The sequence below is a fragment of the Pantoea sp. CFSAN033090 genome (assembly GCF_001264395.1).
In the GTDB taxonomy this organism is placed as follows: domain Bacteria; phylum Pseudomonadota; class Gammaproteobacteria; order Enterobacterales; family Enterobacteriaceae; genus Pantoea; species Pantoea agglomerans.
This window is the reverse complement of sequence record NZ_LGYX01000029.1, coordinates 1-23818: the sequence shown is the minus strand read 5'-3', so window position 1 is coordinate 23818 and position 23818 is coordinate 1. Positions and strand designations below refer to the sequence as shown.

At 56.2% G+C, this 23818-nt stretch carries 20 protein-coding genes; 8 read left to right on the top strand and 12 right to left on the bottom strand.

What is annotated here, in order from left to right; all coding sequences use genetic code 11:
• Positions 1-8 precede the first annotated feature (8 nt).
• From AFL22_RS20335 to AFL22_RS20315, 5 genes are all read right to left on the bottom strand, one after another.
• The gene (locus tag AFL22_RS20335; protein ID WP_052272066.1) at positions 9-362 is read right to left on the bottom strand and encodes a type II toxin-antitoxin system HicB family antitoxin; all 354 of its coding nucleotides are present in this window, start codon (positions 360-362) and stop codon (positions 9-11) included.
• Between the two features lie 35 nt (positions 363-397).
• On the bottom strand, positions 398-823 hold the full coding sequence (locus tag AFL22_RS20330) for a type II toxin-antitoxin system HicB family antitoxin (RefSeq protein ID WP_010245317.1): 426 nt from the start codon (positions 821-823) through the stop codon (positions 398-400).
• Between the two features lie 22 nt (positions 824-845).
• The gene (locus tag AFL22_RS20325) at positions 846-1028 is read right to left on the bottom strand and encodes a type II toxin-antitoxin system HicA family toxin (protein ID WP_052272065.1); all 183 of its coding nucleotides are present in this window, start codon (positions 1026-1028) and stop codon (positions 846-848) included.
• 197 nt (positions 1029-1225) lie between these two features.
• The gene (locus tag AFL22_RS20320; RefSeq protein ID WP_010245324.1) at positions 1226-1720 is read right to left on the bottom strand and encodes an Rrf2 family transcriptional regulator; all 495 of its coding nucleotides are present in this window, start codon (positions 1718-1720) and stop codon (positions 1226-1228) included.
• A 207-nt stretch (positions 1721-1927) separates the two neighbouring features.
• On the bottom strand, positions 1928-3112 hold the full coding sequence (locus AFL22_RS20315) for an MFS transporter (RefSeq protein WP_052272064.1): 1185 nt from the start codon (positions 3110-3112) through the stop codon (positions 1928-1930).
• Positions 3113-3314: 202 nt separating this feature from the next.
• Between AFL22_RS20315 and tus the strand changes: the two genes are divergently transcribed.
• Positions 3315-4244, top strand: coding sequence for a DNA replication terminus site-binding protein (gene tus / locus AFL22_RS20310; protein WP_052272063.1), 930 nt, complete (start codon positions 3315-3317; stop codon positions 4242-4244).
• Between the two features lie 43 nt (positions 4245-4287).
• On the opposite strand, the gene fumC is transcribed toward tus, so the two are convergent.
• Complete coding sequence (fumC, locus tag AFL22_RS20305) at positions 4288-5685, bottom strand: class II fumarate hydratase (protein ID WP_052272062.1); 1398 nt, start codon at positions 5683-5685, stop codon at positions 4288-4290.
• Between the two features lie 199 nt (positions 5686-5884).
• Here fumC and manA point away from each other — a divergent pair, with 199 nt between their 5' ends.
• Entirely contained in the window at positions 5885-7060 is a 1176-nt protein-coding gene (manA, locus tag AFL22_RS20300; protein WP_052272061.1) for a mannose-6-phosphate isomerase, read from the top strand.
• A gap of 132 nt (positions 7061-7192) precedes the next feature.
• A complete protein-coding gene (locus tag AFL22_RS20295) occupies positions 7193-8692 on the top strand; it encodes a YdgA family protein (protein WP_010245343.1) in 1500 nt (499 codons plus the stop codon).
• A 42-nt stretch (positions 8693-8734) separates the two neighbouring features.
• Here the strand turns inward: AFL22_RS20295 and malI are convergent, their stop codons facing one another.
• Positions 8735-9760: a Mal regulon transcriptional regulator MalI gene (malI, locus tag AFL22_RS20290; protein WP_022625704.1), complete on the bottom strand. Its 1026-nt coding sequence runs from the start codon at positions 9758-9760 to the stop codon at positions 8735-8737.
• Positions 9761-9934: 174 nt separating this feature from the next.
• Here malI and malX point away from each other — a divergent pair, with 174 nt between their 5' ends.
• From malX to add, 3 genes are all read left to right on the top strand, one after another.
• A complete protein-coding gene (gene malX, locus AFL22_RS20285; protein WP_031292964.1) occupies positions 9935-11524 on the top strand; it encodes a maltose/glucose-specific PTS transporter subunit IIBC in 1590 nt (529 codons plus the stop codon).
• Positions 11525-11540: 16 nt separating this feature from the next.
• Complete coding sequence (locus AFL22_RS20280; RefSeq protein ID WP_082239237.1) at positions 11541-12713, top strand: MalY/PatB family protein; 1173 nt, start codon at positions 11541-11543, stop codon at positions 12711-12713.
• A gap of 143 nt (positions 12714-12856) precedes the next feature.
• The gene (gene add, locus AFL22_RS20275) at positions 12857-13852 is read left to right on the top strand and encodes an adenosine deaminase (RefSeq protein ID WP_052272060.1); all 996 of its coding nucleotides are present in this window, start codon (positions 12857-12859) and stop codon (positions 13850-13852) included.
• An 82-nt stretch (positions 13853-13934) separates the two neighbouring features.
• Here add and AFL22_RS20270 read toward each other — a convergent pair whose 3' ends face one another.
• From AFL22_RS20270 to AFL22_RS20250, 5 genes are all read right to left on the bottom strand, one after another.
• Positions 13935-14981, bottom strand: coding sequence for an oxidoreductase (locus tag AFL22_RS20270; RefSeq protein WP_052272059.1), 1047 nt, complete (start codon positions 14979-14981; stop codon positions 13935-13937).
• A 102-nt stretch (positions 14982-15083) separates the two neighbouring features.
• A complete protein-coding gene (araC, locus tag AFL22_RS20265) occupies positions 15084-16001 on the bottom strand; it encodes an arabinose operon transcriptional regulator AraC (protein ID WP_003853440.1) in 918 nt (305 codons plus the stop codon).
• 76 nt (positions 16002-16077) lie between these two features.
• The gene (araH, locus tag AFL22_RS20260) at positions 16078-17061 is read right to left on the bottom strand and encodes an L-arabinose ABC transporter permease AraH (RefSeq protein ID WP_010245363.1); all 984 of its coding nucleotides are present in this window, start codon (positions 17059-17061) and stop codon (positions 16078-16080) included.
• A 12-nt stretch (positions 17062-17073) separates the two neighbouring features.
• On the bottom strand, positions 17074-18594 hold the full coding sequence (araG, locus tag AFL22_RS20255) for an L-arabinose ABC transporter ATP-binding protein AraG (protein WP_010245364.1): 1521 nt from the start codon (positions 18592-18594) through the stop codon (positions 17074-17076).
• Positions 18595-18693: 99 nt separating this feature from the next.
• Positions 18694-19677, bottom strand: coding sequence for an arabinose ABC transporter substrate-binding protein (locus AFL22_RS20250; protein ID WP_010245365.1), 984 nt, complete (start codon positions 19675-19677; stop codon positions 18694-18696).
• 365 nt (positions 19678-20042) lie between these two features.
• On the opposite strand from AFL22_RS20250, the gene AFL22_RS20245 reads away from it, so the two are divergent.
• Together AFL22_RS20245 and araA are read left to right on the top strand one after the other, a co-directional pair.
• Positions 20043-21746 (top strand): ribulokinase, encoded by a 1704-nt coding sequence (locus AFL22_RS20245; RefSeq protein WP_033757547.1) that lies wholly within the window; start codon positions 20043-20045, stop codon positions 21744-21746.
• Positions 21747-21948: 202 nt separating this feature from the next.
• Positions 21949-23448 (top strand): L-arabinose isomerase, encoded by a 1500-nt coding sequence (araA, locus tag AFL22_RS20240; protein ID WP_010670082.1) that lies wholly within the window; start codon positions 21949-21951, stop codon positions 23446-23448.
• The last annotated feature ends 370 nt before the right edge of the window (positions 23449-23818 follow it).

The window sequence follows — 23818 nt, the reverse complement described above, 5'->3', positions numbered from 1 at the left end:
CTTGCAGGTTAGCGCCGCTTCAATCTTTCATTCAGCGTTTCAATGATAAACGCATTCAGCGAGGTTTCATTTTGCGCAGCAGCCTGAGACAGGCGCTCTCCCAGCGATTCAGGATAGCGCAGCGTAAAGGTCTTAATTTTTTCCTGCTCAGCATAGGGATTAATGCCGGAGGCTGCACAATCTTCCAGGTATTCGCGCAGCGAAATCTCGCCCTCTTTGTACAGCCCCTGTACGCTGTCAGAGACAAAATCACAGTAGCCTGACAGGCCAGTAAAGCGCCCACGGAACATGTTGAGTTCAGGAACATAGGTGATCACGGTGGGTTGCCCGGCGACATTAGCCAGATCTGAATTATTACTCATCTTTGACCTCCAGCGTTCTGCTTGCGGGCAGATGATCAGGTACGAATTTCAATCCGGGCTTTGCGTCCCAGCTGAGCCAGCGCCAGCTCCACATTTTCGACTTTCGATGAGTGCTCTACATCCAGTAGTCGATCAACCTGTGGGCCATTCACGCCCAGCTGACGTGCCAGATCGACTTTACGGGTGCCGGTTTCAATCATTGCGTTGTAAAGTGCCGCTTTCATTGCCACCAGTACAGGCACAGAGACAATGTACTCTCCTTCCAGCGGTTTACTGGCAACCGGAATCGGACGACGCGTATCCATCTCGAGAGAGATTGCCGTCACCAGTCCATCTTCGGCTTCTGCAAGTGCTTCCTCAACGGTGTCACCGACGGAATGCAGTAACGGCAAATCACGACACGAGACCTCATAGGTATCGGTTTTGGCGTCATGAGTTAATCTGACGGCATAATTAAACATAGAGTTACCTCTCTGATCGGGCTCACAGGCCCAGATCATTTAAAATTTTTCTGCGCGTACCTTCAGGCATTTCTTTTGCTCCGTGATCCGGAAAAATGGATTGCCTGTCGCCCAGGAAGACCTTGAAATGGCTGCTTCCACTGCGGTGCTTAGTCAAAATAGCGCCCTGCTGAATGAGCCAGCGTCTGAATTCACTGTACTTCATCGCGTTCCCTCGCTGTGTATAACAGCAAGAATAACATTGGTGATAATCAATACAACATTAATGTTGTGATGGATACTGAATTTTCAAATGATTGATCAGGTTCAGCGTGATAACCGACCCCAGGAAAGTGAGTTATTGGCTTATGGCAGATTTGAGGCAGGAAGTTAGTGACCAGCAGGCATAAAAAAAGCCGCTAATCAGCGGCTTTTTTTGCAGAGATCATCAATCTCTTCGGGTTCAGGTTCCGGCACGGCGGTGCAGTTGCTGGTGTCGCGTTTCTTCAGTTCGTTCAGTGCGTCTGCCACGGTGCGTTTTGCCAGCACATCCAGCGACGCCTGCTCGGCTTCATCGGCTATCGACTTGAAGTACCAGCAGAGGTTGGCACTGACCAGACAGCGTGGCGCGACGTCGGGACGCGCGGCCCAGATTTTTTTGTCTTCGATCACGGAGACATAGATATCCCGCAGGGTAATTTCCGCAGCAGGACGGCCCAGATGAATCGAACCGGTACGGCCCAGCGTAGAGACGATAATGCCGTCACGGGTCAGCGGGACCATTAATTTTCGTATGAAACTGGGATTCGCTTCCAGCCCGTAGGCCAGAATCGCGCTGGTAGAGCGTTTTCCCATTTGCTCCGCCATCGCTACGCTCAGAACCATTTGCAAAGCTGTCGGGAAGCGGTAATCAAGCATTTCTTTATCCTGAGTTGCGGTGCATCTTATTGTTTTATTGCCGCATAAGTGAACAATCAATGAGCAATAAATATAACAAACACTGTTGCTTTTTTGAAGCAAACCGGCGGTGACAAGGCACGTATTCACCAAAGGCTGAGGCCCGATAGCACAAGGTGCTTAGCCTGCTAACGGCCCTCTTCCTGCGCAGCAAGGAGAACCGTTCCGTTATGCCGTGGTGGCCGATGTCGCCGGTAATCGCTGCTTCAGCGCAATAACCAGTACCACGTTAAAGATTGCCAGGGCGCAAAGCAACCACAGCGTCGCCGTTGCTCCCATCTTTTCAAACACATATCCACCTATCAGCGGCGTCAGTGCCTGCCCCATCAACGCCGGGCGGGCCATTTTACCCACCACAATCGCATAGGACTCTGGTTTGACCATCGCCAGCGGTAAAGTTCCCCGCACGATGGCACGTAAGCCATTTCCTGCGCCATACAACACCATGCTCAGCAACGCCATCTGCGGAAACAGTGCCAGCAACAGCAAGCCCAGTGCCACCAGTCCAACGGAAAAAAAGGTGGTACGGATGGGATGACTGCGTTTAAAGGCGATATCGACGAGTCGGGATCCTACCTGACACGGGCCAAGTACGGCGCTGATCGCCAGCGCCGAGGTCAGCGTATGGCCACTGGCCTGCAACAAGGCGATAAGCTGCACGGAAATAGCCGTCATGATCACGGACGCCAGGGTAAAAATGGCACACAGCAGCCAGAACAGCGCAGGCGCAATCTCCGCCGTGCCAGACTGCGGACTCAGTCGCTTCACCGGCCGCTTAGCATGACTGTCGGGTAAGGCAAACAGATAGGCGGGCAGCACGCAGACGACCATCAGTGCCGCAATAATCAGCGACGCGTTTCGCCAGCCGAATCCGTGGATTAACAATGCCGTTCCCGGCCAGACCAGCGTGGTGCAGAAGCCAGATATCAGGGTGATACCGGTGATCGCTGCACGCGCCTGACCGCCATAGCAGGTGCCGAGTGTGGCAAACAGTGCGTCATAAAGGCCCATCGCCATGCCGATGCCAATAATTACCCAGGCAAACAGAAACAGCGGCAGAGAGTGGCTATAAGCCATGATCACCAGCCCCACCGCCATCACCATGCCACTTAGTGCCAGCAACAGGCGGCCACCGGTGCGGGCGATAATCCTGCCTGCCAGCGGTGACAACAGGCCCGATACCAGAATCCCGGTCGAGAGTGCGCCATAAATCCACTGCTGTGACCAGCCTGTCTCAGCCGCAATCGGATTCGCCATCACCGCCATCAGGTAGAACGACCCGCCCCATGACAGGATCTGCACCCAGCCCAGGGTAATAATGGCGGCGATGCCGGGTTTGTTGTTCTGATTCACAGGCAATCTCCTGGTTAGCAGGCGAACCGTTTTTATAACATGTTCTGTGATAAGCCAAAATGCGTGATGCCATTTTGACTGGATAGCTATGCAGGCCGCACGATTGTGAGTACAACCCTTTCAGTATGTTGTAACTATATAGCGCTTGCATCCTCGCCAGGCTTCTGCCACATTGTGGACGTTGTAACTATGGAGGCACAACATGACGCGCTACGACTTAGTGGCTGATATGCATCAATGTGTAAATGACCTGGAACTGGCGCTGGGTGAATTGCGTCAGCAGATTGAAGCGCAGCCTCTGCTGATCGCCCGCGTCTTCAGCCTGCCGCCGGTGGTTAAAGGTCGCGAACATGAAGCGATCAGCCGGATTGCCGTCGAGCAGCATCTCGGGGAGAGCGCGTTAAAGATGGCGCTTGACCACTACTGCCGCCTGTTTATGCAGCATCAGTCAGAACAGCTGAGCACCAAGGCTGCCGTGCGCTTGCCTGGCGCGCTCTGTATCGAATGCAACGCGCAGCAGGAGGCGGAGATCGGCGCACTGGTCGACGTCATCAATCAGCTGAAAGCACGGCTGGAGCAGCTGATTACGGTGGACTCTGGCCTGCCGAGTGAAGCGCGTTTTGAGTTCGTCCACCAGCATTTGCGCGGGCTGATTACCCTGAATGCCTATCGCACTATCACCCTGCTGAGCGCACCCGACAGCCTGCGTTTCGGCTGGGCCAACAAGCACATTATCAAGAATCTCAAGCGTGAAGAGGTGATCGCCCAGCTGGAAAAAAGCCTGAAGTCGGGACGAGCAAAAGCGCCGTGGTCACGTGAACAGTGGGCGGAAAAAGTGCAAGAGGAGCTGGCAAGCGTGCGCGCCCTGCCCGCCTCGGCACGGCTGAAAATCAAGCGCCCGGTGAAAGTCCAGCCGGTTGCACGCGTCTGGCGCGCGGATGAACAAAAACAAACTCAGCTGGCCTGTCCTTCACCGATTCTGGTTATCTGTCGCGATCGCAGCCAGGTTCCGGTTCTGGGCGAATTGCTTAACTACGATGCCGATAATATTAACCATCGTTATAAACCTGCCGCTGAACCGCTGAATCTTTTGATCCCCAGACTGCATCTGTGGGTCGATTGTCCAATATAAATAAAAAAGGCCAGCTTTCGCTGGCCTCTGACTCACTCAAACCTTACGACTTCATGCTGCCGACCATCTCTTCCGGCCGTACCCAGGCATCAAACTCCTCTTCGGTAAGATAACCCAGCTTCAGCGCCGAGCCTTTCAGCGTCAGCCCCTCTTTGTGCGCCTTCTTGGCAATTTCTGCCGCTTTGTCATAGCCAATATGGGTATTCAGCGCCGTCACCAGCATCAGCGATTCGTTAAGCAGTTGATCGATGCGCTCACGCACCGGCTCAATGCCGACCGCGCAGTGATGATTAAAGCTGTCCATGCCATCCGCCAGCAGGCGAATTGATTGCAGGAAGTTATGGATTACCATCGGACGGAACACGTTAAGCTCAAAGTTACCGGATGCGCCGCCCATATTGATCGCCACATCGTTACCCATCACCTGACAGCAGAGCATGGTCATCGCTTCGCACTGGGTCGGGTTAATTTTACCCGGCATGATGGAGCTGCCTGGCTCATTTTCCGGGATGGCGATTTCGCCGATGCCGCAACGCGGGCCGGAAGAGAGCCAGCGCACGTCGTTCGCGATTTTCATCAGCGAGGCGGCCAGCCCTTTCAGCGCGCCATGCGCATGCACCAGCGCATCACAGGTTGCCAGCGCCTCAAACTTGTTTGGCGCAGTGACAAATGGCTGCTGCGTGAGATCGGCCAGCGCCTTCGCCACGCGCACCGCATATTCCGGATGGGTGTTCAGGCCCGTACCTACTGCCGTGCCGCCCAGCGCCAGTTCCGCCACGTGCGGAATGCTCTGCTCAATATGCTTCAGGTTATGCTCCAGCATCGCCACCCAGCCGGAAATCTCCTGGCCCAGAGTCAGCGGCGTGGCATCCTGCAGGTGAGTACGGCCAATCTTGACGATATCTTTGAAGGCGTCGGACTTCTGGCTCAACGTCTTTTTCAGTACCTGAATCTGAGGGATCAGCTGTTCGCGCAAGGCGATAACGGCGGCAACGTGCATCGCCGTCGGGAAGACATCGTTGGAACTCTGGCTCTTGTTCACATCGTCGTTGGGATGAACCAGCCGCGCCATTCCGCGCTCGCCGCCAAGGATTTCACTGGCGCGGTTCGCCAGCACTTCATTCATGTTCATATTGGTCTGGGTGCCGGAACCGGTCTGCCAGATCGCCAGCGGGAATTCATCCGCATGCTTGTCAGCCAGCACCTCATCGGCCGCGCTGACAATCGCCTCGGCGCGGTCAGCGGGCAGCAGTCCCAGATCGCGGTTAACGCTGGCCGCGGCGCGCTTGGTCAATGCCAGTGCATGCACCAGCGCGGTCGGCATTTTTTCGGTTGAGATGCGGAAGTGTTCCAGTGAGCGCTGTGTCTGCGCGCCCCACAGTTTGTCTGCCGGTACGTCGATGGGGCCCATTGAATCTTTCTCAATGCGATTGGCTGCCATGAATACGTCTCCTTCATCTGGTTTTTAAAAGAATGACCGCCCGGTACGTCATTACGATCGACTGCCGGGCGGTCAGGATAGTAATACACAATAATTTAACATTATCAGAGCTTAGCGTCCTTTTGCGCTGGAGATGTATTTTTACCGGCAGTTTCTGCTTTAATACTGGCAATAATTTCCCGTGATAAAGGGTTATACAATGCAAAAAATGAACAATACGCTGCAAAACTACGCATGGGGCAGCAAAACTGCGTTGACTGAGCTTTACGGAATCGCTAATCCACAGGGGCTGCCGATGGCGGAACTCTGGATGGGCGCACATCCGAAGAGCCCCTCCACCGTGATTGACCAGGGCAGCGAGCGTTCGCTGCGTGACGTGATTGATGCCGCGCCTGCCGCCATGCTGGGCGAAGCGGTGGCACAGCGTTTTGGTGAACTGCCCTTCCTGTTCAAAGTGTTGTCTGCCGATCAGCCGCTGTCGATTCAGGTCCATCCCAGCAAACGCGCGGCCGAAGTGGGCTTTGCCCGTGAGAATGCGGCGGGTATTCCGCTGACGGCTGCTGAGCGTAATTATAAAGATGCCAACCACAAGCCGGAGCTGGTCTTCGCGCTGACGCCTTTCCAGGCGATGAATGGCTTTCGCACCCTGACGGAGATGGTCTCACTGCTGGAGCCGGTTGCGGGCGCACATCCACAGATAGCCCATTTTCTGCAGCATCCCGATCAGGATACGCTGGCCGCGCTCTTCTCTACCCTGCTGTCACTGGAGGGTGAGGCGAAATCGCTGGCGCTGGGCATCCTGAAATCCGCGGTTGATGCACAACAGGGTGAGCCGTGGCAGACCATTCGCATGATTGCGGCAGAGTATCCTGACGACAGCGGCCTGTTTTCGCCGCTGCTGCTGAACGTAATCACGCTGCAACCGGGCGAGGCGATGTTCCTCTATGCGGAGACCCCGCACGCTTATCTGAAAGGCGTGGCGCTGGAGGTGATGGCAAACTCCGATAACGTGTTGCGGGCCGGTTTAACCCCGAAATATATCGATATTGCCGAGCTGATGGCGAACCTGAAGTTTGAAGAGAAGCCAGCCAGCACCCTGCTGACCGAACCAGAGCAACAGGGCAACGCGCTGCGCTTCCCGATTCCGGTGGAGGATTTTGCCTTTGCCATTCATACCCTGAACGCAGAGCCACAGCCGCTGGCGCAGCAGAGCGCCGCACTGCTTTTCTGCATCGAAGGCCAGACGGTGATCGCCAAAGGCGAGCAGCAGGTGACGCTGAAACCAGGTGAATCCTGCTTCATTGCCGCCAGCGAATCCCCCGTAACGGTCGCAGGCACGGGCCGACTGGCGCGGGTATTTAACGACTTAGGGTGAAGCGGCTGACGGAGTGCCTGTTAACTGCTATTATTTCAACCTATTAGCTTTTAAACGCCTGCGGGCGTTTTTCTTCAGTCGCTGGGGTAAACCTGCGGCATAAGCGGACTCAAGGATAAGGACGAATCAGCAATGAAAAAGACCAATGTTGCCGTAGGTGTCATCATCGCACTGGGCGTAGTCTGGACTGGCGCGGCATGGTTCACCGGCAAGCAGATTGAAAGCCACAGGGATGAGCTGGTGCAGAACGCCAATGCCCAGCTGAATGCTTATGCCCCTAACAGCCGACTGAAGATCAGCTATCAGGACTATCAGCGCGGCGTGTTCAGCAGCAAAGTGAATCTGGTGATTCAGGCCAACTCGCAGACGGAAGATAATCCCCTGCTGAAACCAGGCCAGAGCATCATCCTGAACGAAACCATCGATCATGGCCCTTTCCCGTTTGCTCAGCTGAAGCATTTTAATCTGATCCCGAGCATGGCGTCGGTTCATACCGAACTGGCTAACACCGATGCGGTGAAAAAGCTGTTTGAGCTGACCGGCAACAAGTCGCTGATTAACGCCGATACCCGTATCGGCTACAGCGGTGCCACCGATACGGCGCTGCGCGTTCTGCCGGTTGATTATCAGAATGCGCAAAGCGGCGAGCGTCTTGCCACCAATGGGGGCACCTTCAACGTCAGCGCGGATAACAAAGGCGACAAAGTGTCGCTGGACAGTGATGTTGATAGCCTCGCGCTGACCAGTAAAAATGAGATGGGCCAGCCGGTGCTGTTCACCATTAATGGTCTGAAGCTGAGCGGTAACACCCATCTCAGCCCGGAAGGCGTACGTATTGGCGACCAGTCAGTGGATATTGAGAAGGTCAATGCCAGCATCAATGGTCAGGACGCCCTGACGCTGCACAAAATGAAAGGCACCTCCTCTTTCGATAACAGCGCCGGTAAGATTGGCGGCAATATCGACTACAAAGTTGAAGGCATTCAGCTGCAGAAGCAGGATTTTGGTCAGGCAGCGCTGAAGATGAAACTGTCACAGTTTGATGCGCAGGCGGTAAAAGCCTTCTCCGATCGTTACAACGCGCAGATGCAGGAACTGCTTAGCCAGCCTGGCGTCGCGGAAGATCCTATCCGCTACCAGGCGGGTGTGCATCAGATTCTGATGAGCAACCTGCCGATGCTGCTGAAGGGCTCACCTGCGATCAGTATCGCCCCGCTGAGCTGGAAAAATGATAAAGGTGAAAGCACCTTTAACCTGAACGCTAATTTCAACGATCCCTCTGCGGTGACCGGCGAAGCCCAGACACTCAGCGCCATGGTTGATCGGGTACTGAAGAGCCTGGACAGCAAGCTGGTCATCAATATGCCAATGGCGACCGAAACCATGCATAAAGTGGGACTGGCTGAAGGATATCAGGCCGATGACGCACAGAAGCTGGCAGATCAGCAGGTGAAAGGACTGGCGGCGATGGGTCAGATGTTCCGCCTGACCCAGCAGCAGGATAACAATATCGTCACCAGCCTGCAGTATACCAACGGTCAGGTGAACATGAACGGCGACAAAATGACGCTGGAGCAGTTCCTCTCCCGCTATATGCTGGGTATGCCGACCAGCGAAGGGATGCCGCAGTAATTCTCTACTCTTCCTTTAAAGGCGACCTCCGGGTCGCCTTTTTTATGCCGAGCCGCGAATAACCAGCTGCGGCGGCATAATCACGTTCTGCCGGGCGGCATCCGGTTGCGCTATCCGTTGCAGGATACGCTCAGCTGCCACACGGCCAATCTCCCGGGCTGAACTGGTGACAAACGTCAGCGGCGGATCGGTCAGTTCCGCCTGCGGTTCATCGCCAAAGCCCATCAGAGCCAGCTGCTGATCGTAATAGCTGTCGACTGCACCCCGGGCGAATGTTCGCCCGGTGCGCAACAACCCAAAATAGCATCCCAGCGCGGTAGTGGCGTTATAGGCCAGCACGGCAGTCAGCCGCGGATGGTGCTGAAACAGCTGTACCGCCGCATCAGCCGCCTCTTTTTGCGTGTTACCGCATTCAATAATCCATTCAGGCCGGAACGGCAGCCCATATTGCAGCAGGGTGGCGCAATAGCCGCCAAGACGTTCTGCCCGGGTCAGTGATGCGCTATGACCGCCCAGCCAGGCAATGCGCTGATGCCCCTGACGAATCAGGTATTCTGTGGCCAGACGCGCAGCCTGAGCATTATCGGGACGGATAGCGTCCACCTCATCCAGACTACTGGCGCGCGCGGCACAGACTAAGGCCATATTCACCTCTCTGGCCCGTGTCACAATCTGGCTGGCCTTATCGGCACCGCCTCCCAGCACCACGCCATCCACTCCCTGAGCGACCAGTGACTCAAAGCAGCGATGCAGATGCTGTCCCTGGGCGCCGCTCTGCGTCAGGAACAGCAATTTGCCCTGCTTCTCCAGCGCTTCACTCAGACCTGCCGTCATTTCGGCATAAAATGGCTGGCTGAGATCGCGGACGATCAAGCCAATCACGCCACTCTCACCCCCGCGCAGCATGGTTGCCGAACGGTTACGCACGAAACCGAGTTGCTCAATGGCCTCGTTCACGCGCGCCATGGTGGCCGCAGAGATCCGTCCTTTGCCGGATAACACCAGCGATACCGTGGTCACCGACACGCCCGCCGCCGCCGCAACATCATTGATGGTGATTTTACTCATCAGATTACTCAACTGAATTACAGCATTAGAAAACAAGGTAAAACGTTACACCTTATGACGTCAGAATTATATCGTCCATGACCTGAAGAGTGTGATTCAGCGCGCATAAGATCCAGGTAAAACGTTTTATCATCCCGCCACTTCACTCAGTGGTCCGTTTATCCAGGAGCGTTCATGTCACCCTCTCACCAAAAAATGTCCGTCTGGGAATTTTTCCAGAGTCTGGGCAAAACCTTTATGCTGCCGGTTGCCCTGCTTTCCTTCTGCGGCATCATGCTCGGGATTGGCAGTTCGCTGAGCAGTCGTGATGTCCTGACCCTGTTACCTGTGCTGGATCACCCCTGGCTGCAATATCTGTTTCTCTGGATGGCCAAACTGGGATCGTTCGCCTTTAGCTATCTGCCGGTGATGTTCGCCATTGCGATTCCGCTGGGTATGGCGCGCGAGAACAAGGGCGTGGCAGCGTTTGCCGGCTTTGTGGGGTATGCCGTGCTAAACCTCAGCATCAACTTCTGGCTCAATATCCACGGCATTCTGCCAACCACCGATGCCGCCCTGCTGAAAGCTAACAACGTTCAGCCGATCCTGGGGATCCCGTCGATCGATACTGGCATTCTGGGCGCGGTCATTGTGGGTATTGTGGTGTTCTGGCTGCATGAGCGCTTTCATAATATCCGACTGCCCGATGCGCTGGCTTTCTTTGGCGGCACCCGGTTTGTGCCAATTATCACCACGCTGGTGATTGGTTTACTGGGACTGGTCGTCCCGCTGATCTGGCCTTTTTTCGCACGGGGCATCACCGGATTAGGCTGGATGATTAACAGCGCGGGTGATTTCGGCCCGATGATTTTTGGTACCGGCGAACGTCTGCTGCTGCCGTTTGGCCTGCAGCATATTCTGGTCGCCATCATGCGCTTTACCGATGCAGGCGGCACACTGGATGTGTGTGGCAAGAGCGTGAGTGGTGCCTTAACCATTTTCCAGGCGCAGCTCGCCTGCCCGGAAACCCACGGTTTTGCTGAAAGCGCGACCCGCTTCCTGTCACAGGGTAAAATGCCTGCGTTCCTGGGTGGTCTGCCAGGTGCTGCCCTGGCCATCTATCACTGCGCCCGCCCGGAGAATCGTCATAAGATCAAAGGCCTGTTGATCTCTGGCGTGGTGGCCTGCGTGGTTGGCGGCACCACCGAACCTATCGAATTCCTGTTTCTGTTTGTCGCCCCGTTCCTCTATCTGATCCACGCCCTGCTGACCGGCGTTGGCTTCAGCATCATGGCGATACTGGGCGTCACTATCGGCAATACAGACGGCAATATCATCGACTTTGTGGTGTTTGGTGTGCTGCACGGGCTGTCGACCAAATGGTACTGGGTACCCGTTGTCGCAGCGATATGGTTTGTCGGTTACTACCTGATTTTCCGTTTCGCCATTCTGCACTTCAATATCAAAACACCGGGCCGCGAAGTGGAAAGTGCCAGTGCGGTTGCGCAGCAGGTCAGCAATGCCGGTAAAGGCAAATCTGGCTATAACTCACCGGCTATTCTCGCGGCACTTGGCGGCGTGGAGAATATTACCTCGCTGGATAATTGTCTGACGCGTCTGCGTCTGACCCTGGCGGATATGAGTAAAGTGGATGATGCGGCGCTGAAAGCCAACGGCGCGATAGGTGTGGTCCATCTTAATCAGACCAGCCTGCAGGTGGTTATTGGTCCACAGGTGCAGTCGGTGAAAGATGAACTGTCACACCTGATGAATGTCCCTGCCTGAAGTGCCGGAGCCGATAATGTTTAACTTTGACGAAGTCATCGATCGCCGCGGCAGCTGGTCGACCCAGTGGGATTTCGTGGCTGACCGCTTTGGCGTCCCCGATCTGCTGCCGTTTACCATTTCGGATATGGACTTCAGAACTGCGCCAGCGGTTCAGCAGGCGCTGGCACAGCGCGTAGCACACGGCGTGTTGGGTTACAGTCGCTGGCAGCATGACGATTTTCTTTCCGCCTGCTGCCACTGGATGTCCAGCCGTTTCGGCTACCAGCCCGATGCTGACACGCTGGTTTATGGACCCTCGGTGATCTATATGGTGGCGCAGATGCTGCGCCGCTGGAGCAACCCGGATGATGAAGTGGTGCTCCACACTCCCGCCTACGATGCTTTTTATAAAACGGTACGCGGCAATCAGCGACAGGTGCTGGAGATGCCGCTGCAGCGGGATAACGGTAGCTGGCGATGTGATATGGCCGCGCTGGAGACGCGGCTGGCGCGCCCGCGCTGCAAAATCCTGTTGCTCTGCAGCCCGCACAATCCCACCGGCAAAGTGTGGACAGCAGCTGAGCTGCAACAGATGGCGGCGCTCTGCGATCGTCACGGCGTGCGGGTGATCAGCGATGAAATCCATATGGATATGATTATGGGTAATCAGCCCCATACTCCGTGGGCCAGCGTGGCGCGCAGTGACTGGGCGCTGTTTACCTCGGCGTCGAAAAGCTTCAACGTGCCGGGACTGACCGGTGCGTGGGGAATCATCCCGGATGCGGCAGACAGAGCCGCCTGGTTTCAGGCGCTGAAAAATGCTGACGGCCTTTCTTCTCCGGCCGTGCTGGCCGTCACGGCACACGTTGCCGCCTACCAACAAGGCGCACCCTGGCTGGATGCCCTGCGCAGCTATCTTTATGGTAATTTCATACTGGTTGCCAATCGGCTTAACGCTGAGTTTCCCGCACTGAACTGGCACATTCCCGAGGCGACCTATCTCGCCTGGCTCGATATCAATCCGCTGGGCATTCCTGAAGAGGCCCTGCAACAGGCGCTGATCCAGCAACGGGTCGCAATTATGCCCGGATCGACCTACGGTGATGCAGGCAAAGGGTTTTTGCGTCTTAACGTTGGCTGTCCGCGCAGCAAAGTTGATGAGGGCGTTTCACGCCTGATTGCGGCGATCCATCAGTTGCAGGGCTGACATTAACCGGCGAGGCAACCATTGCTCGCCGGTTATGCGTAATTAAGCAGCATCCGGCGCAGCTGTTGCGCAAATAGCTGGCGCTGTTGCGCAAGATATTTTTATAATGCTCTGCACTTCACCGACAACTGAGCGAGTGCGCCATGATCGATTCTAAAATTCCTCTGACTGATATTCACCGCCACCTTGATGGCAACATCCGTGCACAAACCATTCTCGATTTAGGTCGCCAGTTTAACCTCGCCCTGCCTGCTTCCACGCTGGAGACGCTGCGTCCGCATGTGCAGGTCGGCCAGAATGAGCCGGACCTGGTGAGTTTCCTGCAGAAGCTCGACTGGGGTGTGAAAGTGCTGGGTGATCTGGATGCCTGCCGCCGGATCGCGCAGGAGAATGTCGAAGATGCCGCCCGCGCGGGCATTCACTATGCTGAACTGCGTTTTTCCCCTGGTTATATGGCGATGACCCACAACCTGCCGATTGCCGGTGTGGTTGAAGCGGTAATTGAGGGCGTGCGCGCAGGCCGTCAGCAGCACGATATCGACGTGCGTCTGATCGGTATCATGAGTCGTACCTTTGGCGAAGATGCCTGCCTCAGCGAACTGGAAGGTTTGCTTGCCCATCGTGATCACATCACCGCGGTCGATCTGGCGGGTGATGAGCTGGGCTTCCCGGGCAGCGAGTTCCTGAGCCACTTTACCCAGGCGCGCGATGCCGGTTTCCGCGTGACCGTCCATGCGGGCGAGGCGGCCGGACCCGAGAGCATCTGGCAGGCGATTCGGGAGCTGGGTGCAGAACGTATCGGTCACGGCGTGAAAGCGATTGAAGATCGCGCGCTGATGGATTTCCTGGCGGAGCACCGTATTGGTATTGAATCCTGCCTGACCTCCAATATCCAGACCAGCACCGTGCCATCACTGGCGCAGCATCCGCTGAAGACCTTCCTGGAGCATGGCATTCTGGCGACGATTAACACGGATGATCCGGCGGTTCAGGGCATTGAACTGGCGCATGAGTATCATCACGCCGCTCCGGCTGCCGGTCTGAGCGCGGCGCAGATCCGTCAGGCGCAGGAAAATGGTCTGACGATTGCGTTCCTTAGCGAAGCAGAGAAAGCGGCTCTTTGCGCACGGGTGCAGTAATCCTGAAGCGTAGGGACAAAAAACGGGCCGGATATCCGGCCCGTTTCGCTTTTTTACTTATTGCGTTTTAAGCACCGACCGATTAAACGCGCTTCAGCGACATCGTCTGGCGTTTCTCGGCGGATTGCAGACCTAACTCGATCAGCTCCATCACATGAATCGCCTCTTCCGCTGTCACCGGATTGTTACCACGTCCGGCAATCGCATCGCGGATGCCCGCATAGTAAGCGGGATAGTTGCCTGGCTGGGTCAGCTGGGTCGTTTCGGTCAGGGAATCTCCGTCAACCAGCGTCAGAGTGCCATCACGCATGTCATAGCCCCAGTCTTCCTGCGGCGGGAAATCACCTGACTTCAGGCGATCTTCCTGCGGATCAAGACCATATTTGACGTAACTGCCGCGCGTGCCGTGGACGGTATAACGGGCAGATTCTGCCGCGACCAGCATGCTGGCGTGCAGCACGACACGGCGCTGCGGATAAGTCAGCGTCGCGTGGAAGTAGTCGGTAGTCTGCGCGCCCGGACGCATCTCGGCCAGATCAACCGTGATAGCGACCGGCGGGCCAAACAGCTGCAGCGTCTGGTCCAGCAGATGCGGCCCCAGGTCATACCAGATTCCGCTGCCTGCGCCTTTCATTTCACGCCAGCGATTACGCACTTCCAGACGGAAGCGGTCAAAGTGCGATTCGAAGTAGCGCACTTCACCCAGCGTACCGGCCTCAATCAGCGATTTCAGCGTCAGGAAGTCACTGTCCCAGCGGCGGTTGTGGAACACCGACAGCAGCAGCCCCTTGGCTTTCGCCAGCGCATCCAGTTCGCGCGCCTGTGACAACGTCACGGTGAAAGGCTTATCGACCACCACATGTTTACCGGCGTTCAGCGCTGCTTTTGCCAGCGGGAAGTGCGTGTCGTTGGGGGTAGGAATAACAATCAGTTGCAGCGTCGGGTCGTCCAGCAGCGCCTGAGGGTCAGCCACCACCTTAACGGCAGGCCAGTCGGCGTGGACTTTGCTGGCGTCGCTACTGGAAATGGCTGCCAGTTCGACGTCCGGCGTCCCCGCAATCAGCGGGGCGTGAAACGTTTTACTGGCAAAACCGTAGCCAATCAGACCAACACGTAATTTATCGCTCATTTGGATTCCTCTCAGAGCCTGGTTGACCAGACTCTTAGTTGATAACCTGATTGATTTAAGACTATTAACCAAATGACGACAAGCCGGAATTCCCCGAAAAAACTAAGAGATAGCACTTCGCGCCAGCGGCCAGGCGGTCTGAGCGGCCAGGCTGTCGTGCGCATCCTGATTACGGCGGCGGAAGTCGCTGGGACTGACGCCGACCCGCTTGCGGAACACCCGTGAGAAGTAGAGCTGATCGTCATAGCCCACTTCACGTCCTACCGAGGCGATCGGCTCCTGGGTGGTCTGCAGCAGCAGTTTCGCGCGGATTACGCGCTGATCTTCACGCCAGCGCAGCAGGTTCACGCCCATCTGCTCGCGGAACAGATGCGCCAGCCGCGACGGCGACAGACAGACGTGGCGCGCCACCTCTTCAATCTTAACCTCGCTGGCGAGATGGTTGGTGACGTACTGGCAGGCTTCAATCACGCGCGGATCGCGAATTAACTGATGGCTACGAGGATCTTCTTCAACGGCGCGCAGCAGCAGCCGTTCCAGCAGGTTCATCGCCAGCTCTTCCGCAAAGCGACGGCCCGAATTGTGGGTCTGTTCGATACTGGCAAACAGGCGATCAAATTCGCCACGCAGCGATTCAGGCAGCAGCAGTCGTCCCACGCCCTCCTGCTCATCCTGCCAGCGCAGCCAGTCGTGCCAGTAGGCGCGCGGACGGAAATAGACCCAGCGGTGAAACCACTGCGGGCTGTCCGGCGCGCGACCATAATAGTGAGCCGTTTTCGGCTGAAACAGCAGCATTTCGCCAGGTTCGCAGTCAAATGCCCGCTCGCCGTCAAATACCCGCCCTTTACCTTTAATAGTGAGATTCAGAATGTAACCTTTCATGCCGTGCGGGCGATCGATAAAGAAATCGAGCGGGCCATCTGCGGTGATGGGCGTCAGCCCCGCCACCAGCCAGGCATTGAATGAATAGCCCGGCAACAAGGGGTTTTGCTGCTCGGCCGGTAATTCACGGTGATACATAGCGTCCTCACTCAGTCTGTTATTGTTCGGATAGCCCGCAGAGGCTTCTGCCTCTGCGGACCAACGGCTCGCTCAATCAGGCTTTTTTCTGTTTGTAACGGTCAAAAATCACCGCAGCTAACAGTATCAGACCGCGTACCACATACTGTGAGAATGGCGAGATATTCAATAAATTCATCGCATTCTCTACCGTGCCGAGGATCAGCACCCCTGCCACCACATAGGAGATTTTACCGATGCCGCCCTTCAGCGAAACGCCACCCAGCACGCAGGCAGAAATCACCACCAGCTCATAGCCGATGGAGGTCATTGGCTGGCCGCTGGTCATACGTGACGCCAGAATGATGCCCGCCGCCGCTGAAACCAGACCGGAGAGGATAAAGATGATGATGCGGGTGCGCACCACCGGCACACCGGCCAGACGTGCGGCTTCTTCATTGCCGCCAATTGCCAGGGTGTTACGGCCAAAGGTGGTTTTGTTGAGCAGGAAGCCGAAGATCAGCATGGTGGCCAGAGTCAGCCAGATGGGAGCGGGCACGCCAAGCCAGTTGGCAAAGCCCAGTTCGAAGAAACGCTCATCTTCGATACCGACCGCTTTACCGTCAGAGAAGATATAGGCCAGGCCGCGGACAATCTGCATGGTCGCCAGCGTGGTGATCAGCGCATTGATCTTGAGTCGGGCAATGACAAAGCCGTTGATAAAGCCGGTGATCATACCGAGAACCAGGCCGGCACCCACGCCAATCCACAGGCTTTCGGTCATGTTAATCACCACGGCGGTAACCACACCCGCACAGGCGATGACGGAAGCGACCGACAGGTCAAAATCACCGGAAGCCAGACAGAACAGCATGCCGCAGGCGACCATGCCGGACATCGACATTGCCAGCCCTAAGCCTTTCATATTGATAAACGAGCCGAAGTTCGGCACAAAGATCGCACAGACAATAAACAGCAGTGCAAATACCACCAGCATGCCGAAGTTGTCCCAGATGCGACCTAACTGCAGGCCGCCGCGTGAAGCGGGCTGCGGCGTATTTGAGGTCGTGGATGAAGCCATGATGATCTCCTGTCAGGCCACGGCGGCCGCTTGAGTGGTTTTGGGCATCGCCAGGCTCAGCGTCTGCTGTTCCGTGGCGTCGTCGTGTAGCAGTTCACCGGCAATGGCACCTTCGCGCATCACCACGATGCGATCGGCCAGGCCCATCACTTCCGGTAAATCGCTGGAGGCGAACAGCACCGCAATGCCCCGGTTCGCCAGCTGATAAATCAGGTTATAGATTTCATGTTTGGCACCGACATCGATACCGCGCGTTGGCTCATCCAGCAGGATCACCTTCATATCCTCTGACAGCCAGCGTCCCAGAATCGCCTTCTGCTGGTTGCCGCCGGAAAGGTTCATGATCAGCTGATCGGCGCTGGGCGTTTTGATGTTTAGCGAGCGGATATGGCTGTCGGCATTTTTATTTTCCCAGCCGTTTTTAATCAGGCAGCCCGCAGTAAGGTTATGACGACGGGCGCTGATGTTGATGTTGTCGCGCACCGAATGCACCGGAATAATGCCCTCGGCTTTGCGATCTTCCGGGCAGAGCATGATGCCCGCACGGATGGCATCGATCGGCTCCCGCAGCGGCAGCGGTTTGCCGTCCAGAATCACCTGACCGCCGCGCAGACGCGTGCCGCCAAACAGCCCTTTCAGCAGTTCACTGCGACCGGCACCGACCAGGCCAAACAGGCCGACGATTTCACCGGCATGGACTTTCAGCGAAATCGGCGTCCGCACGCCCTTCGCTTCGACCTTGTCCAGCTCCAGCCGCACCGCGCCTTTGGCACGCGGTGAATAGCCATAGATATCACCAAGGTTTCGTCCCACCATCGCCTGCACCAGATCGTCGTGATGGGTGTTAGCCATATCGGTAAACGTCCGCACGTAGCGGCCATCTTTAAAGACGGTGATGGCATCGCTGAGGGCGAAGATCTCCTCCATGCGGTGTGAAACGTAGAGCACCACCCGGCCCTCCTCACGGAGCTGACGGATGACGCGGAACAGGTTGTCGATTTCACGCGCCGACAGGGAGCTGGTTGGCTCATCAAAGGCGATAATACGCGCGTTACGCGCCAGCGCTTTGGCAATCTCCACCATCTGCCACTGCCCCAGCGACAGATATTTCAGCGGCATATCGGGATCGATATCCATGCCGAGATTTTTCAGTTGCAGGCCCGCCTCAAAACGCATCAGCTTACGGTTGACCAGCCCATGTTTGTGCGGGATCTGACCGAGATAGATGTTCTCTGCCACGCTCATTTCCGGCACCAGATGCAGTTCCTGGTAAATAATGGCGACGCCCGCGTCCAGCGCATCGGTGGTGCGCTGAAAGCTCATCGGCTGGCCTTTAATACGAATCTCACCGCCGCTCGGCTGATAACTGCCGCTGAGTATTTTTAACAGCGTCGATTTGCCTGCGCCGTTCTCGCCCATCAGAGCATGGACTTCACCGCCACGGCAGTCGAAGGAGATATCCTGCAACGCTTTGACGCCAGGGAAGGTTTTACTGATGCCATGAAACGACAGAAATGCTGAATCAGTGTTCATGTTTTTCCTCACTCTTTCGCGCCACCGGCCGGTTATGGCGGGCGGCGCGAAATTGGCTATTAAGGATGCCAGGCGACAAACTGCCTGGCAGGCTCAGGGTTACATCAGTCCTTTTTTCGCCAGTTCAGTTTTGAAGTTGTCACGGGTGATCAGCACCACATCGGTAACTTCGGTGAATTTCGGTGGCTCTTCACCTTTGCTGACCCAGTTGTAGAGCATCTGGCTGCTTTTGTAGCCGTGGATATCCGGGCTTGGCAGCAGCGATCCGTAGAAGCCGGTTGCCTTCTCTTTCGACAGTTCACTGATGGCATCCACGCCGTTGATGCCGATACCGATGACGTCAGCGGCTTTAAAGCCCTGACCTTCGGTCGCACGCACGCCGCCCAGCACGGTGTTGTCGTTCATGCCGACAATCAGCCAGTGTTTGACTTCAGGATGCTGAACCAGCAGAGAGTTACCGGCGTCAAACGCGCCAGGGATGTCGTTAGATTTGGTGGGGACCTGGTAGATCTGCGCTGCCGGGAAGCCAGCGGCTTTGATCGCGTCCATGGAGCCGCCGGTACGACGACGAGCGGTGTCGAGTTCGTTAGCGGTAATCGCCATCACGCCGGTGGTTTTCACATCCCAGCCGCGTTTCTGCATCTCTTTATAGAGTTCCTGACCCTGACGCTCACCAATTTTGGTCGCAGCCATCATCACCAGCGGCACGGTATCCATTGGTTTGCCTTTGGCGGTGACGAACTGGTCATCGACCGCGATGACTTTCAGACCGTAGCCACGCGCTTTTGCCATGATGGCAGAGCCGAGTTTCGGATCGGGCGTACAGATAACAAAACCTTTCGCGCCGTTAGCCGCCAGGCTGTCGATGGCATTCAGGGTTTTTTCACCATCCGGCACGGCAATTTTAATGACATCAAAGCCAAGATCTTTGCCCGCTTTGTCGGCGAATTTCCATTCAGTCTGGAACCAGGGTTCCTCTGGTTGCTTGACTAAGAATCCCAGCTTCATGGTCTCGGCGATAGCGGATTGTGACATAACCGCTGCCAGGCCGATGGCCGCGAACGCTTTAGTGAATTTATGCATGATGCTCTCCGGTACCAGGTTATTTTTCGCTGCTAATAACGAATCGGTGTAAACGCTACCAGTTTGTTTTGTTTTGTGGGTACAGCCATAAATCAGTGCGTTAGGCTGGCATGTGCTGACAGACTGTCCAGACGCTGGGCTAGTTTTAGCGGTATTAGCGAAGAAAAATGTAGAGCGGTATCACATCTTAAAATCACGACAAAATGATCCATATATTCAGCAAATTTAACCGGACCTTAACTTTTGCAATGGATCACAAAATCACTGCCGATGACAGAAAAGTGCATATTGTCAGCCAGCGATGACTAACTGATTTGGCGCGCCGAACCCAGGATACAGGAGTTAACTAACTACAGGAGATTCCGATGCGTGCTGGAGCCATCACCCTTGGGCTGGACTTTGGTAGTGATTCGGTGCGTGCGCTGGCCGTGGATTGTCATAGCGGCAAAGAGCTGCAGAGTGCGGTGTTCAGCTATCCGCGCTGGCAACAGGGCTTATACAGCGATCCGCACACTAACCGTTTTCGTCACCATCCACAGGATTACATCGACGCCATGGAGCAGGCGCTGCTCGGCGTGCTGAATGCACTGAGTGAAGATCAGCGCAACGCCGTGGTCGGCATTGGTGTTGACAGCACCGGTTCGACCCCTGCCCCTATTGACCGCGACGGCAACGTGCTGGCGCTGCGTCCGGAGTTCGCCGACAACCCCAACGCGATGTTTGTGTTGTGGAAAGATCACACCGCTATAGAAGAAGCGGAAGAGATCAATCAGCTGTGCCACAGCGGCCGCTTCCTGGATTACAGCCGCTATATTGGCGGGATTTACTCCTCGGAGTGGTTCTGGGCGAAGATTCTGCACGTGTCGCGTGAAGATGCGGCCGTGCGTGACGCCGCTGTCTCCTGGGTCGAACTGTGCGACTGGGTGCCAGCCCTGTTAAGCGGCACCACCGCACCTGACAAATTGCGCCGCGGCCGCTGTGCGGCCGGGCACAAGGCGCTGTGGCACGGCGACTGGAACGGCCTGCCCGATGTGGATTTTCTCAATGCGCTGGACCCGCTGTTAACGCAACAGCTCGACTCTCCCCTGTTTACCGATACCTGGACCGCTGATCTGCCTGTCGGCACGCTTAGCCCTGAATGGGCGCAGCGTCTTGGCCTGACGCAAACCGTGACGCTTTCGGGTGGCGCATTTGACTGCCATATGGGCGCGGTCGGTGGCGGTGCCAAACCCTATACCCTGGTGAAAGTGATCGGCACCTCGACCTGCGACATCCTGATTGCGGATAGTGAAAAGGTCGGCGATCGCGACATCAAAGGCATCTGTGGTCAGGTCGATGGCAGCGTAATGCCAGGCGCTATCGGGCTGGAGGCGGGTCAGTCTGCCTTTGGTGATATCTACGCCTGGTTCAGCCGTTTACTGGGCTGGCCGCTGCAGCTGGCGGCGCAGCAGCATCCGGAGCTGAAGCCTCAGCTGGCTGAGATGCAAAAGAGTCTGATTAAAGATCTGACCGAGGCCTGGGCCGCAAACCCGCAGCTCGACCATCTGCCGGTGGTGCTGGACTGGTTTAACGGTCGCCGCACGCCAAATGCTAATCAGCGGCTGAAAGGGGTGATTACCGACCTCAATCTGGGCACCGATGCCCCCGCCCTGTTTGGTGGTCTGGTCGCCGCCACCGCATTTGGTGCACGCGCAATTATGGAGTGCTTCGAGCAACAGCAGATCCCGGTCGAGAGCATTCTGACCCTGGGCGGCATCGCGCGGAAATCCCCGGCGATTATGCAGGCCTGCTGCGATGTGATGAACCGCCCACTGGATATCGTCGCCTCTGACGAGTGCTGTGCGCTGGGTGCGGCCATTTTCGCCGCCGTCGCCGCCGGTGTGCACGCCAGCGTTCCCGACGCCCAGCAGGTGATGGCCAGCCCGATTGCCGTGACACTGCAGCCCGATCCGGCGCGCGTCGCCCGCTATCAACAACTTTATCAACGCTATCAACAATGGTGCGTGGCGGCTGAACCGCAATACGCCGCACGCCCCGCTTCCGCTAAGAGCCTATCTCAGCAGGCGTAATGTTGCAGGCAGTCTGGACACGGACAGCGCGGAACAATCCGTAGTACACGGAGCACGTGAGGATGACTCGCTACGCTCGCCCTTTCAGGGCCGCCCTGACGGGCGTTCAGGTTGCTAAAGCAGCCTGTGTGAGCACTGCCCAGGTTCAGACTGACAAATAAAATAGCCTATTGAGGTAGGCTCAAAGTAAAGGAGTGATTTTATGGAACAGTCAAACAGCTACAGCGTGTGGTTTGTCATCGGCACGCAGCACCTCTACGGGGCGGAGACGTTACGCCAGGTTGAACAGAATGCACGTCAGGTGGTAGAGGGTTTAAATCAGGCCGGTTTACCGCTGCGTCTGGAGCTGAAACCGCTGGTTAAGTCACCGGATGAAGCGCTGGCTCTGTGTCGCGACGCCAATTATGACAAGGAGTGCGTCGGTATCATTACCTGGCTGCACACCTTCTCCCCGGCCAAAATGTGGATCGGTGGCCTGAGCGTGCTGAATAAGCCGCTGCTGCAATTCCATACCCAGTTCAATGCGGAGATTCCGTGGGACAGCATGGACATGGACTTTATGAACCTGAACCAGACCGCACACGGCGGCCGCGAGTTCGGTTTCATCGGCGCACGTATGGGCCTGCAGCACAGCGTGGTGACCGGTCACTGGCAGGATAGCGCCAGCCAGCAGCGCCTCGGCAACTGGATGCGTGCAGCACTGACAAAACAGGCCAGTCAGCAGCTGAAAGTTGCGCGTTTTGGCGACAACATGCGTGAAGTGGCCGTGACCGAAGGCGATAAAGTCGCCGCGCAGATTCAGTTCGGTTATTCGGTGAATGGCTGGGGCGTCGGCGATCTGGTTGAGGTGATCAATGGCGTCAGCGATGGCGACGTGAATGCGCTGGTCGATGAATATGAAAGCCTTTATCGCTTTACCGATGTTGCCGCTTCCGGCGGCGAAAAGCGTCAGAACGTGCTGGATGCCGCGCGCATCGAGCTGGGTCTGAAGCGTTTCCTGGAAGCAGAAGGCTGCCACGCTTTCACCACCAACTTCCAGACGCTGCATGGCATGACGCAGTTGCCAGGTCTGGCGGTTCAGCGTCTGATGGGTCAGGGCTATGGCTTCGCAGGTGAAGGTGACTGGAAGACCGCTGCGCTGCTGCGCATTTTCAAAGTGCTGGCAGGCGATCGCAAAGGTGGCACCTCCTTTATGGAGGATTACACCTATCACTTCTCACCCGGTAACGATCTGGTTCTCGGCTCGCATATGCTGGAGGTCTGCCCGTCGATTGCCATTGAAGAGAAGCCATTGATCGATGTGCAGTTCCTGGGCATTGGTGATAAAGCCGATCCGGCGCGCATGATTTTCTCAACGCCAGCGGGTCGCGCGATTAACGCCAGCGTAATTGATATGGGTGATCGTTTCCGTCTGCTGGTTAACGTGGTGGATGCTATCGAACAGCCGAAACCGCTGCCGAAGTTGCCGGTTGCGCGCGCACTGTGGAAAGCCCAGCCGTCACTGGCAACGGCATCCGAAGCGTGGATTCTGGGCGGCGGCGCGCACCATACGGTGTTCAGCCAGGCGCTGACGCTGGATGATATGTATCTGTACGGTGAGATGAACGATATCGAAGTGCTGGTGATTGATGAGCACACGCGTTTACCTGCGTTTAAAGACGCACTGCGCTGGAACGAAGCGTATTACCGTTTGAAACGTTAATAACTAAAGGGCGCTGTTCAATTTTTTAATTAACAGCGCTCTTAAGTAAGTTAATGAAACGGCCGACGCAGGATTATGCGGCATCAGTTTTTTTATAAATACTGTGCTATTCAGTCGGGAATGACGGGCGTTCCGTAATTTTGATAGTTCAGCGCATGTTTTTAAAGCCATGATCAAGCCCAACCGGGAAGGAAAGGTATGCCTGAAAAGCAAAGCGTCCACGCCAGGGAAGGCGCGGCCGATCCGCATGGATGCGGGAATCCTTTGCGTTCAGGCATACCTTTCCTGACCTTTCTCATCAGCCAACAGCAATTTGTATTAATCCACCATCAATAGAAATATCCACTGTCCTGCTTCTTAAAGCGATGCA

Coding starts and splice junctions, on each gene's coding strand:
- AFL22_RS20335 (WP_052272066.1), bottom strand. CDS start 362: ATGAGTAATAATTCAGATCTGGCTAATGTCGCCGGGCAACCCACCGTG.
- AFL22_RS20330 (WP_010245317.1), bottom strand. CDS start 823: ATGTTTAATTATGCCGTCAGATTAACTCATGACGCCAAAACCGATACC.
- AFL22_RS20325 (WP_052272065.1), bottom strand. CDS start 1,028: ATGAAGTACAGTGAATTCAGACGCTGGCTCATTCAGCAGGGCGCTATT.
- AFL22_RS20320 (WP_010245324.1), bottom strand. CDS start 1,720: ATGCTTGATTACCGCTTCCCGACAGCTTTGCAAATGGTTCTGAGCGTA.
- tus (WP_052272063.1), top strand. CDS start 3,315: ATGACGCGCTACGACTTAGTGGCTGATATGCATCAATGTGTAAATGAC.
- fumC (WP_052272062.1), bottom strand. CDS start 5,685: ATGGCAGCCAATCGCATTGAGAAAGATTCAATGGGCCCCATCGACGTA.
- manA (WP_052272061.1), top strand. CDS start 5,885: ATGCAAAAAATGAACAATACGCTGCAAAACTACGCATGGGGCAGCAAA.
- AFL22_RS20295 (WP_010245343.1), top strand. CDS start 7,193: ATGAAAAAGACCAATGTTGCCGTAGGTGTCATCATCGCACTGGGCGTA.
- malI (WP_022625704.1), bottom strand. CDS start 9,760: ATGAGTAAAATCACCATCAATGATGTTGCGGCGGCGGCGGGCGTGTCG.
- malX (WP_031292964.1), top strand. CDS start 9,935: ATGTCACCCTCTCACCAAAAAATGTCCGTCTGGGAATTTTTCCAGAGT.
- AFL22_RS20280 (WP_082239237.1), top strand. CDS start 11,541: ATGTTTAACTTTGACGAAGTCATCGATCGCCGCGGCAGCTGGTCGACC.
- add (WP_052272060.1), top strand. CDS start 12,857: ATGATCGATTCTAAAATTCCTCTGACTGATATTCACCGCCACCTTGAT.
- AFL22_RS20270 (WP_052272059.1), bottom strand. CDS start 14,981: ATGAGCGATAAATTACGTGTTGGTCTGATTGGCTACGGTTTTGCCAGT.
- araC (WP_003853440.1), bottom strand. CDS start 16,001: ATGTATCACCGTGAATTACCGGCCGAGCAGCAAAACCCCTTGTTGCCG.
- araH (WP_010245363.1), bottom strand. CDS start 17,061: ATGGCTTCATCCACGACCTCAAATACGCCGCAGCCCGCTTCACGCGGC.
- araG (WP_010245364.1), bottom strand. CDS start 18,594: ATGAACACTGATTCAGCATTTCTGTCGTTTCATGGCATCAGTAAAACC.
- AFL22_RS20250 (WP_010245365.1), bottom strand. CDS start 19,677: ATGCATAAATTCACTAAAGCGTTCGCGGCCATCGGCCTGGCAGCGGTT.
- AFL22_RS20245 (WP_033757547.1), top strand. CDS start 20,043: ATGCGTGCTGGAGCCATCACCCTTGGGCTGGACTTTGGTAGTGATTCG.
- araA (WP_010670082.1), top strand. CDS start 21,949: ATGGAACAGTCAAACAGCTACAGCGTGTGGTTTGTCATCGGCACGCAG.